We start from the raw sequence: 12547 nt of genomic DNA, 5'->3' as shown, positions 1-12547 counted from the left end.
CAGCTATACTTCAGACGTTGGCACTGAGGGGGCTCTATGAGTGAGGCACGTGTGGGTCTGGTCATCGAAGATGACCACGACATTCGGGAACTGGTACGCACTGTGCTGACCCAGGCAGGATTTGATGTGACTGTCGCCAGCGGCGGCGCTGAAGGCGTCCTGGTGGCCAAGAGCCTTAATCCGGATGTCATCACCCTTGACCTGGGGCTGCCGGACATCGATGGTTTCGAGGTTTCCCGGCAGATCCGTGAGTTCTCGGATGCCTACATCGTGATGCTGACGGCTCGCACCGAGGAGCTGGACACCCTGATCGGGCTCGAATCGGGCGCCGATGACTACCTCACCAAGCCGTTCCGTCCGCGGGAGCTGCGCGCGCGGGTTGCGGCCATGATGCGCCGGCCGCGGTCCGTTCCCGATCCCCAAGGTGTCTCCGTGGACGCCTCTGCGGAGAGTGCGGCCCATCCGGAACGTGGAAACTTCAGCCACAACGGCCTGGAACTCAGTTACGCCTCCCGAACCGTCACCGTTGACGGCAAAGAGATGAACCTGACCCGGACGGAGTTCGAGCTCCTGTACGCGCTCCTCGAAGCCGGACGGACGGTCAGGACCAAATCCGACCTGGTGCGTCGCCTCCGCGACGAGGATTACGACGTCGGCAGTTACATCAGCGAGGCTGACGAACGTTCCGTTGAGGTCCACATGGGGAACCTGCGCAAAAAGTTGGGTGACTCGCCTCAGCAGCCCCGGTGGCTGCAGACGGTTCGCGGGGTTGGTTACCGCTTGGCGCCCGGGCAGCACTGAGCCTGCAACCGGTGCATGGTCTGCCTGCTGCACTGGGTAATGGGCCGCAGGTAGCTGGCCGCCATCCTTGGCAGCGCCACCGCCATGTCAGCGTGGCGGGCCTCGGCCCGGATCTCGTTCTCCAGGTCCAGGGCAAGTCCGGCCAGGCGCTCGGCTCCCACCATCTGGCTTGATGTTTTGAGGCTCAGGACGGCGTCCAGGGAGCCCTCCAGGTCGCCGGTGGTCAATGCCAGCCGCAACCGGCCCAGCCGCTGCGGCAGGTATTCGATGAAGTTCCCCACAAAGACCCGGCTGTAGCCTTCCTCCTCCTCGAGTTCGTCCCGCAGCCGGTCCAGGACCGACTGGTCTACCAGCGGCCTGGGGGCATCATCCGAGGTGCTCATGACACTCCTTTCTGCTGGATTTATCGACTTGGGAAAGAGGGCGGCAGCGCCGGGGCGCTTGCTCTTTTTCAGGTTAGGACTGTTCCCGAAACCTGGCAGAAGACTCAGGAAGAATTGTGGTTTTCTTGATGGGAGTGCGGTTTTTTGCCCATAGGATCAAGGCCAGTGCTTTCTGCATTGACGTTCACCGGTGGCCGTGGCCGCCTCAATCTGGGGATAGATTGCCGTGTTCCGAATACGCAGGTCTTTTTTTGCCGCGCTCGTTATCGGGATTGGATTGACGGTGTCCGTCATCCAACCAGCCGGCGCGGCCACATCGCCGCAAATTTCGCTCAACCCAGCCTCCGGCCCGGCAGGTTCCGCCGTGACTGTCGCGGGAACGGGCTTCCGGGCGTCCACCACCGGCACGGTGATTATCGGTGCCACAACATTCCCGTTCCAAACCACGTCGGTGGGCGCGTTCAGCACCGGCGTCACCAGTCCGGCGGCCGCAGCCGGCAACCTCACCATCACTGCCAAGACGGCGTCCATCAAGGCTTCCGCCACGTTTACCGTCCAGGCGGCTCCGGCTCCGGCTCCCGCACCGGCGCCCAGCATCAGCTCGGCACCCTTGCGCTTTGGCGCGGCTACCCCGGGAGGGCCGCTGGCCAGCGCAGAGCTGGACCAGGTGGCCACAGTGTCCGGGGAGATTCCGTCCATTGTGATGAGCTACAAGGATTTCCTGCAGTCCCCGCCCATCACTGAGCTGGACGCTGTCCGCTCCCGTGGAGCCACTCCGCTGGTTACGTGGGAGCCGTGGGCCTGGGGAGGTGGCGTCACGCAGCCGGCGTATTCGCTGGCCCGGATTACCGCCGGGGACTTCGATGGGTACATCAGCCAATGGGGCCAGTCCCTTGCGGCCTGGGGCAAGCCGGTCATGCTGCGCTTTGCGCACGAGATGAACGGTAACTGGTACCCGTGGGCCGAAGGAGTCAATGGCAACCAGGCAGGGGACTACGTGGCCGCCTGGCGGCATGTTCACGATGTGGTTGCTGCCACCGGCGCCGGCAACGTCCAGTGGGTCTGGTCGCCGAACGTCCCCTACTGGGGCTCAACGGACCTGGCAGGCCTGTATCCCGGGCCGGGCTACGCGGACATCGTGGCCCTGGACGGCTACAACTGGGGGGCTTCCCAAACCTGGAGCAGCTGGGTTTCCCCGGTGGACCTCCTGGGCCCCGGCATCTCCCAGCTCCGCACCCTGGCACCCGGCAAGCCCGTGCTGATAGCGGAAACCGCTTCCAGCGAACTGGGAGGCTCCAAGGCGACCTGGAACACGGATCTGGTGTCCTACCTGGCCGCCCAGCCTGACGTCATGGGTTTCGTCTGGTTCCATATGCAAAAAGAAACAGACTGGCGCATCAACAGCAGCGACTCGTCGGCTTCTGCCTTCAAGGCCGCCCTGCTGGCACGGAGAAGCTAGGGGATAGGGGTTAGCTGTTCCGGGCCGTCAGTGGCGGATGCCGGTGTGCGGCACTCATTTATGGTGCCGCACCTGGATCAAGGCCGGTGATGGGAGCAGCGAAAGATTTCCTCAAGATTGGCTGTTTACAAGCCTTCAGGCGCCGGCTTCGAGGAAGTGCACCAACTGGGCTTCGAGTGCTGATCGATCCTTCAGTTCGCACTCCCAAACCGTCAGTACTTCCCAGCCGGCGTCTTCCAGCTGCCGTCGTTGTCCGGCGTCGCGCTCACGGGTCCGGGTGCGCTTCGCAGCCCAGAATTCGGCGTTGGCCTTGGGGGCGTGCAGGCCCACCCTGCAGTCATGGAAGTGCCAGAAGCAGCCGTTCACGAAAATCACCTTGTGCCGTGAGGCGAAGACGAGGTCCGGGTTGCCGGGCAGCTTTGTAGGGCCGGACCTGCCGTGCAGCCGGTACCTGTAGCCCTTGGTGTGAAGGAGCTTACGCACCAACAGCTCGGGCTTGGTGTTCTTTCCGCGGATCCGGGACATGTTCCAGCTGCGTTGCTCAGGGGTGAGCTTGTCCGCGGAGGGTTTCCCGGCGGTGGAAGAGTCCGGCATTCTTCCAGTCTAGGAGCGCCTAGATCTCCCGCTCCGGCTGTTCACCGAAGACGAAGTGCCGGCCACTGACGGAGGTTGGCTGAATCTCGACGTAGAAGTCTTTGAGGGTGGGGACCCAGGTCTTCAAGCCAAGTTCTTCGATGGCTGCGAGCTCGGCCGAGTTGCTCAAGACCCGTGCCGTGCCCCGCAGCACAACAGACCAGGCTTCCTGTGACAGGATGCCGTCGGTTTCGAAAAGCACCTTGGCGTTGATGGTCAGCTGCGCCAGTTTGTTCCCGGGCGCCGTGCGCAGGTAGAGCTTCCGATGGGAGGTGACATAGTTGACCGGGAATATGTCCGGTTCCCCTGCGACGGACACCACCAACCGGCCGTGCTGCGTTGCCGCCAGAAGCCGCCATGACTGCTCATCATCGAGTTCCAGGACCGGATTGCCGTCCGCGTGTTCAAACATCATGCGGCCATTCTTCTACGTGGAGTAGAAATGCGCCAGAGGCTTTGTGCCCGCATTCCTGACGATTTATGACAGATCCGTCAAGGCTTAACACTATGGAAACAGGGCCGTGACGCCGCCGTATTTCCGGCTGGATAGCGTCGCACGCAGAGCCACGAAGGCTGAATGCAAACGAAAGCGACGCACCCCATGGGCAACGACACAGAAACAACGCAACTCCTGGAACCGGCGGCACCCGCCGGTGCCGCCGACGTCGGACGTTCTCCGGCATCTGCCATGGCCGGCAACACCGCCGCCGTCAACGCCACCAAGGAAAGCCTGGAGGACTATACGCTGCGGTTCGCGCCGCGCTCCTACCGCAAATGGAGTGCGGGCGTGGTGGCCACCAGCGCGCTCGGCGGCATCGCATACCTGGCGGACTTTTCAATCGGGGCCAACATCGGCATCTCCTACGGGACGGTCAACGCGATCCTGGGAATCGTGGTGGCGGCCGTTGTCATCTTCGCGACGGGTTTCCCCTTGGCCTATTACGCGGCCCGCTACAACATCGACCTGGACCTGATCACCCGCGGCTCCGGCTTCGGCTACTACGGGTCCGTGGTCACCAACGTCATCTTTGCCACCTTCACGTTCATCTTCTTCGCGCTGGAAGGCTCCATCATGGCTCAGGGGCTGGAGCTGGGGCTCGGCATTCCGCAGTGGATGGGATACGCCGCGTCCACCGTGATCATCATTCCGTTGGTCATCTACGGCATGAACACGCTGGCCAAGCTCCAGGTCTGGACCACTCCGCTGTGGCTGCTGCTGATGGTGGTGCCTGTGGGTTACCTGCTGGTCTCGCACCCGGAGAGCATCGACAGCTTCTTTGCCTATACCGGTGCAACCGGCGACGGCGGGCCGAACCTGGCCTCCGTGATGCTCGCCGCGGGCGTGTGCCTGTCACTGATGGCGCAGATCGCTGAGCAGATCGACTACCTCCGTTTCATGCCGCCCCGCACCGACGCCAACCGCGCCGCGTGGTGGCGCGCCGTCATCCTGGCCGGGCCGGGATGGGTGATCTTCGGCGCCATCAAGCAGATCGTGGGCCTGTTCATTGCCATCTACCTGATTGCCACGCTGGATCCGGCAGCCTCGGCCACGGCCAACGAGCCCGTGCACCAGTTCCTTGGCGTGTACCAGGAGATGATGCCGGCCTGGCTGGCAATGACGCTCGCCGTGGTGCTGGTGGTCATTTCCCAGATCAAGATCAACGTCACCAATGCGTACTCGGGTTCGCTGGCATGGACCAATTCCTTCACGCGCATCACCAAGACCTACCCGGGCCGCATGGTGTTCGTGGTGGTGAACCTGCTGATTGCCCTGGTCCTCATGGAAGCGAACATGTTCGACTTCCTCAACACCATCCTCGGGTTCTACGCCAACTGCGCCATGGCCTGGGTTGTCACCGTGGCATCCGACATTGCCATCAACAAGTACCTGCTGAAGATCTCACCCAAGGTTCCTGAGTTCCGCCGCGGCATGCTTTACGCCGTGAACCCGGTGGGATTTGTATCCATGCTGGTGTCCGCAGGCGTATCCATTGCCGTGTTCTTCGGGGCTTTTGGTTCCGGCATCCAGCCCTATTCGCCGATCTTCGCCGTCGGCCTGGCACTGGTCCTGCCGCTCGTGCTGGCCGTTCTGACCCGCGGCAGGTTCTACCTGCGGCGGTTTGACGACGGCATCGACCTGCCCATGTTCGACGCCGACGGGAACCCGAGCGACGCAAAGCTCACCTGCCACGTGACCGGCCTTGAGTTCGAACGGCCCGACATGGTGCGTTCGGCGCAGGACGCGCCCGACGGCGGCCCGCAGTATGTTTCGTCGCTCGCCTTGTCGACCGACAAGACAGGGGAGTTGGTCCTTCCGGCGCAGAAGTAGGGTCTTCTTTCCCACCTCTTTGTTGACGGGGAGCCGGTGCTTTGTGCGCCGGCTCCCTGTGTCGTTTCCTGCTGTCACCGTCCCGCGGTTGGGCGGGTGCTAGGGGGTGTGGATAAGTTTGATCGGCCAATTGTGACGTGGGCTACCCTTAAGGCACTGTTCGGAGCAAGCCGTCTGGAAACTACTGGGGGATTAGCGGCCCATGACATCACAGAAATTTTTCACGACCCGCGCTTCAGGGTTCGGCGCTCTGCGGTCAGGTGCGGCAGTCCTCGCTGTTGGTTCCGCGCTCGCCTTGTCCGGGTGCGGCGCCGGAGGGGCACCCGAGCCCGGCGGCTCATCCTCACAGTCGGCTTCCGAAACACCCACTCCCACCGCATCGGCCACTCCCACCTCCACGCCCAGCGCCGTCTACAAGCCCGCCGACGCCTCCGGACCCGCCCAAAACGTTCCAGTGCCCGTGCTGCCCGAGGTGGCTAAGACGGAGACGAAGGAAGGTGCGGAAGCGTTCGCCAAGTATTGGTTCTCGGTCTTGAGCTACGCATACGAGACGGGGGATGCCGCCTTATTCGAGAGCATTGCTCCAAGTCCTTGCGAAGCGTGCCAGAAGGTCAGCAAGGTGATCAAAGATTGGCACGCTGAGGGGCGCTGGTTGGTTGGCGGAAGGCTGTCAACGCCTGTCGCAAATACAACGTTCACAAAAGGCCAGAATGGTACATATCAAGTTGCAGCTCAGGTTCATCAGGATCCGCTGACTTATATGCGGGCAGACGGCACTGTTGCTCGGACAGATCCGCAGGCGCCAGACCAGGGAAATCTTCTTGTCCTCGCCTACGCTGACGGGAAATGGTCAGTGGTTGAGCTCGGAAACATCGTCGGGTAGACATGTCGTACTCGCGGCTGCGCGCATTTTTGGCTGTGGTGGTCATGTGCGTTTTGTTCACTGCCTGCCCCGCGCGTGCGGAGAATGGTGAAGACCCGGAGTTTGGCGGCGCTTGGAGTCCTGGCCTCACGATGGGTGGGCATATCTGGGATCCCGAGCGGAACGAGTTTATTCCTGCCCGCCCTGATGTCGTCTCCGAAGACCCCAACGAGTATAAGTACGAACTTCAGTGCCATCTCGGCGGAGGCGACTTTGATACCCCGTGCCTCGCCAGCCAGCTCGACTGCAAGGACAGGGCGGACGGTGCCAGGGGTATTCCGGTGATGTGGCTGTCGAGGCCCAGGGGTGTTCCGGGAGCCGTGTGGGCGCATCACTCCGGGCCCACCTGCCTTTACGATGCGAAGCCGGAGGATCTTCTGCCCCGAATCGCCGCGGACATCCAGAGGCAGTTCCAGAACCTGCCGGTCAGTGCCGGGGCAGTAGTGGCCCAGCCCAGTCCCAACACCCTTCGCGGAGCCGAAACGAACTTCTATGCAGAAACAACTGAACAGCAGTTCGACATCACCATGTTCGGGCAGCAGGTCCATGTCGTAGCGACTCCTGTGCAGTACACATGGAACTACGGTGACGGCACCGTCTTCGGCCCCCAGCCGTCAATGGGCGGTCCACTGCCGCAGGACCGGTGGGGCGAGAAGACACGGACCAGCCACGCGTACGCGTCCACGGGCGACTTCCAGGTTGTCCTGACCACCTCGTTCCAAGGCACGTATTCGGTCAACTCCGGGCCCCCACTGCCGGTGCCGGGACAAGGCCAGTTCAGCGCCCCACCCCAAAGCATCAGCGTGTGGCGTTCACTCACCCGAAACTATGCAGACGACTGCAACGCCAACCCGCAGGGCCAAGGCTGCCCGGGCGTCGGAGGCTAGGGCGGGACGAAGCGGCGGCTGTGATCCCGGTCGCACTCACCGAATCCCGGAATAGTTGCACGCGCTCCACAGTTGGCAAAGACAGAACGTCATAGCCTTCGAAAGGAACTGCGCATGCTGTTTTCCCCACTCACCCTCGGCGAACTTGAACTTCCCAACCGCCTGGTCATGGCACCCCTGACCCGCCTCCGCGCGGGCGAGAAAGGCATCCCGGGCCCGCTGCTCGCGGAGCACTACCGCCAGCGCGCCTCGTTGGGCCTGATCGTGAGTGAAGGCACGTACCCCACTCCTGCGGGCCAGGCTTACCCGGGCCAGCCCGGCATCGTGACAGAAGAGCAGGTGGCCGGGTGGAAGACGGTTACGGAGGCTGTCCATGCCGAAGGCGGCCGCATGTTCGCCCAGATCATGCACAGCGGAAGGGTGTCCCACTCTGACATCACCGGCGGTGTGCCCATCGTCGCTCCCAGCGCCGTTGCCATCGACGGTATTGTCCGCACACCGGCCGGCAAGCAGCCGTACCCGGTGCCCCACGCACTCACCACCGACGAACTTCCCATGGTCATTCAAGAGTTCGTTAATGCGTCGCTGAATGCCATCGAGGCAGGGTTCGACGGCGTTGAGCTGCACGCCGCCAACGGTTACCTCCTCCACGAATTCCTGGCGCCGAACTCCAACGTCCGGACGGACAGCTACGGCGGCTCACCGGAAAACCGCGCCCGATTCGTCATCGAAACCGTCAACGCAGTGGTGGCCGCGCTCGGCGCAAACCGCGTGGGCATTCGTATTTCCCCCGAGCACAACGTGCAGGGCATCGCCGAGACAGACGCAGCGGACGTCCGCAACACCTATGAGGTCCTTGTGGACAGCATCGCGCCGCTCAACTTGGCGTACCTCAGCATCCTGCACCACGAGCCCACCGGCGACCTTGTCCAGGACCTTCGTGAGCGCTTCGGCGGTACCTTCCTGGTCAACACCGGCTTCGGCGTGATCACCACGCGTGAAGAAGCCGTAAACCTGGTCTCTGAAGGCCACGCTGACGCCGTCGTAGTGGGCCGCCCCGCGATTGCCAACCCGGACCTCGCCCGCCGCTGGAAGGAAGGCCTTCCCCTCAACGAGCCGGACGCTTCCACGTTCTATGCCGAAGGCGCCACCGGGTACACGGATTACCCGGCGTACCAAGGCTAGCCAGCGGTACTTAGGCAGCCCGGATTAAACGACGACGGCGGCACCCACTGCGGGTGCCGCCGTCGTTGGCTGTCAGGGGTGCTGGTCCCCGACAGCGGAGCTGGAGGCCATCCGACGACCTCCGGCTGAAGACTTTTGTGTGGCCCGCCGGACCCCACTGGGAAGCCGGCGGTGATCAGATGCTACTCCAACGAATGGACTCTTTCCAGAGCCAGTTTTGCAGCCCCGGACACGTGGCTACAGAACAGCCTCCCGGCCGGTGCCCTCCTTCATCAGCAGGCGCCCGTCCTCGATCGATACGAGCACGCTCTTCGGTTTCCCGCTGACTTTGGTAATGGCCTTCAGCCCCCGGTTGGTCACCTCTACGCCCACCTGCGCGCCCTTTGCCGGCAACTCCACGGACACCTCGGACGCAATGCCGAGAAGTGGGTTGGTGGAAATCCCCAAGTCCCGGCGCACCTCCTTGCCGTTGACCGTCACGGTGATGTTGGCGTCGTCGAACCCCTCCTGAAACACCACAAGCACTTCCCGCATGATCGCCTCTTCCTTGAGCATCGGCGCCAGTAACGGCATGTCCACTACAGCACTTTGCAAGGCTTAGCGGAATACCCCTTTTGTTGCCGCCGCGCTCCGGCTGCCGAAGGGCCCAGTGGAGCCCGGGATGCCGTTAGGGCAAGATGTTCAGGTGACTCAACTGCCTGCACCCCCTGCCGTCTCCACGTCCTCCCCCGCCTCGGAGGAGGACGCGATCTTCGCCCAGATCGCTGAAGAACTGGCGGTGAAGGCCTGGCAAGTAAAGGCGGCAGTAGGACTGCTGGACGGCGGGGCAACTGTTCCTTTCGTTGCCCGGTACCGGAAGGAAGCCACCGGCACGCTGGACGATACCCAGCTCCGCGACCTTGACGAACGCCTGCGCTACCTCCGCGAACTGGGGGACCGTCGTCGCGCAGTCCTCGAAGCGATTGAAGCGCAGGGCCAGCTGACACTGGAGCTGCGCACAGCGATCCTGGCAGCGGATACCAAGTCGCGGCTCGAAGACATCTACCTGCCGTTCAAGTCAAAGCGCCGGACCAAGGCCCAGATTGCCCGGGAGGCTGGCTTGGAGCCCCTCGCCGATACGCTGCTGCAACGGCCTGACCTGGATCCCGAACGCGAAGCCGGGAAATATCTCAGCAGTGAGCACGCCATCGGTGATTCCGCTGCCGCGCTTGCAGGCGCCCGGGCCATCCTGGTGGAGCGGGTGGCCCAGGATCCCGACCTTGCTGCCAACCTGCGGGACAGGATGTGGACCCAGGGCCGCATGGTTTCGCGGGTCAAGAAAGGCAAGGAGGCCGAAGGACAGAAGTTCGCGGACTACTTCGAGTTCGCGCAGGCACCGGACCGGATGCCGTCCCACCGGGTGCTTGCACTGTTCCGTGGCGAGAAGGATGGCGTCCTTGAGCTGGACCTCGCCGAAGCGGATCCCAAGGACGACGCCGCCCTCACCGCCGCCCGCGCCCGCTACGAGTCCGCAGTGGCAAAGTTCCTCGGCGTGTCCGACCGCGGCCGCCCCGCCGACGCGTGGTTGAAACAGACAGCCCAAGTGGTCTGGCGTTCACGCGTGCTGGCCCGCCTCACCTCCGACCTGCGGGCCAGGCTGTTCGCCGCAGCGGAGGACGAAGCGGTGCGGGTCTTCGCTGCCAATCTGAGGGATGTCCTGCTGGCCGCCCCGGCCGGCAACCGTGCCACTCTGGGCCTGGACCCGGGGCTCCGGACCGGCGTAAAGGTCGCCGTGGTTGACGGCACCGGGAAGGTGGTTGCCACTGACACGGTCTACCCGCACGCCCCGGCCCGGAAATGGGACGAATCCTTGGCCACCCTGGTCCGTCTGGCGCGGCAGCACGCCGTCGAACTTGTGGCCATTGGCAATGGAACCGCCTCGCGGGAGACGGACAAACTGGCTGCTGAATTGATCAAGCTGCTTCCGGAGGTGGACCGGAAGCCGCAGAAAATTGTGGTGTCCGAGGCCGGCGCCTCAGTCTACTCGGCCTCGGCGCTCGCCGCCGCAGAGCTCCCCGGGATGGATGTATCGCTGCGCGGCGCGGTATCCATTGCGCGCCGGTTGCAGGATCCGCTCGCTGAACTGGTCAAGATCGATCCCAAGTCCATCGGCGTGGGCCAGTACCAGCACGACGTGACCGCCTCGAAGCTTGACCGGAGCCTGGATGCGGTGGTGGAGGACTGTGTGAATGCTGTGGGCGTGGACGTCAACACTGCCTCGCCGGCGCTGCTGAGCCGGGTTGCCGGCGTCGGGCCTCTGCTGAGTGAGAACATCGTGGCCTACCGGAACGAGCACGGACCCTTCAACAAACGGACCGACCTCAAAAAGGTGCCGCGGTTGGGGGCCAAAGCGTTCGAGCAGTGCGCCGGCTTCCTGAGGATTACCGGGGGAGCAGAGCCGCTGGACGCGTCGAGCGTACACCCCGAATCGTACGCGGTGGCGAGAAAGATCCTCGTGGCCGCCGGCTCCGCCCCTGCCTCCTCCCTGGACCCGCAGAAGTTCGTCGACGGGACGTTCGGCCTGCCCACCGTCAGGGACATCCTCGCGGAACTGGACAAACCCGGGCGCGACCCCCGGCCCGCTTTTGCCGCCGCCACGTTCTCGGAAGGCGTTGAGAAGATTTCGGACCTGGTGCCGGGCATGATCCTCGAAGGAACGGTAACCAACGTTGCGGCATTTGGTGCGTTCGTGGACGTTGGGGTCCACCAGGACGGGCTGGTCCACGTTTCCGCCCTGTCCAACCGCTTCGTGTCCGATCCGCGCGAAGTGGTCAAGTCCGGCCAGGTGGTCCGGGTGAAAGTACTGGAGGCGGATCCGGAACGGAAGCGGATTTCGCTGACGTTGAGGCTCGACGACGAACCCGGCGCCGGCGGCGGAGGGTCAGGCCGGCGCGACGCAGGGCGCGACGCAGGTTCCGGTCGGCGGGATTCCGGCGGCCGGAAGGCCGGGCGTGCCGGGCACCCGGACCGTCAACAGCCGGCCAAACAGGGACCCGGCCCGTCCGGCGGGAGCGTCAAATCCACCCCCAAACCCCAGCCCGCCAATACGGCAATGGCCGAGGCACTTCGAAAAGCCGGCCTGGGCAAGTAGTCCAGAACTGGCGCGTGGTCAGGGATGCGGGTCTTCAGTCGGTAGTTTCCAGCATGCGTGGCCGGCCAAACCTTGTCCGGACTCCAGGGGAGTAGAGGGCGGACTCTGGCGGGCCTTCGACACCGATGCCGGCAGCCTTCACAAGTCCGTCGCTGAGCCGATGAACCGTGGCGTTGAAGAGCGGCCATTCGTGGTGGGTGTTCGGGACGTAGATACTTCTGCCGTAGAAGCGCCCGTGCATGCCGTACCGGGCAGTCAGGAAAATGGACAAAGGGTCGGCAGCTGCGGATTGCAGATTGGGGATGACCCCGAAGTGGCTGCGTGCGCCGGCAGCGCCAAACCGGCGCACCGAGTAGCCGGCCGCGGATGGGTCCGCACTTCCGGCTGTACCGGCGGCTCGGCTGGCGCGTTGCCGCCCCTCGCCGCCGGGAAAGGGCTGCCATTGCCGGATCTGCGACCACACGTATGGGATCCCGGCAGCGCGCGTGGCCAGAACAACCGGCAGCCTGGTGGCGTCCAGGCTTAGGAAAACCACACCGCGCGTCCCATCCGGCTCCCGGGAGTACAACCGGACATTCACCTCGTTGAAGCTTCCCAGATATGGGATACCGGGGCCGGTTCCAAGTCCCGCCTGTTCCATGCGGAAGCCGATCAGGCCCACCCAGGAACTGCCATCGAACACATCCGGTTCAACGCTACTTGGCATGAACCGGGCAGCTGCTGCCGCCGGAATCCGCCAGTGAAGGAAGACGGCGTCAAGCCATCGCTGGTCGGAGAAGACCGGTTTGGGAAGCGCCGGCGGACGCGGCCACATTCCG

The 12547-nt window shown here is 63.9% G+C and carries 12 protein-coding genes; 7 read left to right on the top strand and 5 right to left on the bottom strand.

The genetic code is table 11. From position 1 onward, the window contains the following. Window positions 1–36 precede the first annotated feature (36 nt). A complete protein-coding gene (locus HNO81_RS08095) occupies window positions 37–801 on the top strand; it encodes a response regulator transcription factor (protein ID WP_175317611.1) in 765 nt (254 codons plus the stop codon). Here HNO81_RS08095 and HNO81_RS08090 read toward each other — a convergent pair. Further along, window positions 774–1184, bottom strand: a complete 411-nt coding sequence (locus HNO81_RS08090; protein WP_175317610.1) for an Hpt domain-containing protein — start codon at window positions 1182–1184, stop codon at window positions 774–776. The two genes, HNO81_RS08095 and HNO81_RS08090, sit on opposite strands and share 28 nt — an antisense overlap. Window positions 1185–1455: 271 nt before the next feature. Between HNO81_RS08090 and HNO81_RS08085 the strand changes: the two genes are divergently transcribed. After that, the gene (locus HNO81_RS08085) at window positions 1456–2643 is read left to right on the top strand and encodes a glycosyl hydrolase (RefSeq protein WP_371818197.1); all 1188 of its coding nucleotides are present in this window, start codon (window positions 1456–1458) and stop codon (window positions 2641–2643) included. A 135-nt stretch (window positions 2644–2778) separates the two neighbouring features. Here HNO81_RS08085 and HNO81_RS08080 read toward each other — a convergent pair whose 3' ends face one another. Then, window positions 2779–3237, bottom strand: coding sequence for a very short patch repair endonuclease (locus HNO81_RS08080; RefSeq protein WP_175317608.1), 459 nt, complete (start codon window positions 3235–3237; stop codon window positions 2779–2781). Window positions 3238–3256: 19 nt separating this feature from the next. Beyond that, the gene (locus HNO81_RS08075) at window positions 3257–3691 is read right to left on the bottom strand and encodes a pyridoxamine 5'-phosphate oxidase family protein (RefSeq protein ID WP_175317607.1); all 435 of its coding nucleotides are present in this window, start codon (window positions 3689–3691) and stop codon (window positions 3257–3259) included. 186 nt (window positions 3692–3877) lie between these two features. Here HNO81_RS08075 and HNO81_RS08070 point away from each other — a divergent pair, with 186 nt between their 5' ends. From HNO81_RS08070 to HNO81_RS08055, 4 genes are all read left to right on the top strand, one after another. After that, window positions 3878–5605 carry a cytosine permease gene (locus HNO81_RS08070; protein WP_175317606.1) on the top strand — a complete coding sequence of 576 codons (1728 nt, stop codon included), beginning with the start codon at window positions 3878–3880 and terminating at the stop codon, window positions 5603–5605. 202 nt (window positions 5606–5807) lie between these two features. Further along, entirely contained in the window at window positions 5808–6488 is a 681-nt protein-coding gene (locus HNO81_RS20305; protein ID WP_256398772.1) for a DUF6318 family protein, read from the top strand. Between the two features lie 131 nt (window positions 6489–6619). Further along, window positions 6620–7414, top strand: a complete 795-nt coding sequence (locus tag HNO81_RS08060) for a PKD domain-containing protein (protein ID WP_254703371.1) — start codon at window positions 6620–6622, stop codon at window positions 7412–7414. 114 nt (window positions 7415–7528) lie between these two features. Beyond that, window positions 7529–8599, top strand: coding sequence for an alkene reductase (locus HNO81_RS08055; RefSeq protein WP_175317604.1), 1071 nt, complete (start codon window positions 7529–7531; stop codon window positions 8597–8599). A 237-nt stretch (window positions 8600–8836) separates the two neighbouring features. Here the strand turns inward: HNO81_RS08055 and HNO81_RS08050 are convergent, their stop codons facing one another. Then, the gene (locus HNO81_RS08050; RefSeq protein ID WP_175317693.1) at window positions 8837–9154 is read right to left on the bottom strand and encodes a hypothetical protein; all 318 of its coding nucleotides are present in this window, start codon (window positions 9152–9154) and stop codon (window positions 8837–8839) included. A gap of 106 nt (window positions 9155–9260) precedes the next feature. Between HNO81_RS08050 and HNO81_RS08045 the strand changes: the two genes are divergently transcribed. After that, window positions 9261–11729 carry a Tex family protein gene (locus HNO81_RS08045; protein ID WP_217509228.1) on the top strand — a complete coding sequence of 823 codons (2469 nt, stop codon included), beginning with the start codon at window positions 9261–9263 and terminating at the stop codon, window positions 11727–11729. A gap of 34 nt (window positions 11730–11763) precedes the next feature. On the opposite strand, the gene HNO81_RS08040 is transcribed toward HNO81_RS08045, so the two are convergent. Next, complete coding sequence (locus HNO81_RS08040) at window positions 11764–12543, bottom strand: YqjF family protein (protein WP_175317692.1); 780 nt, start codon at window positions 12541–12543, stop codon at window positions 11764–11766. Window positions 12544–12547 lie beyond the last annotated feature (4 nt).

Origin of the sequence: Pseudarthrobacter sp. C4D7, assembly GCF_013359725.1 — a bacterium.
Lineage (GTDB): Bacteria > Actinomycetota > Actinomycetes > Actinomycetales > Micrococcaceae > Arthrobacter.
Note: the sequence above shows the minus strand (reverse complement) of the source record. Positions and strands in the feature narration are given on the sequence as shown.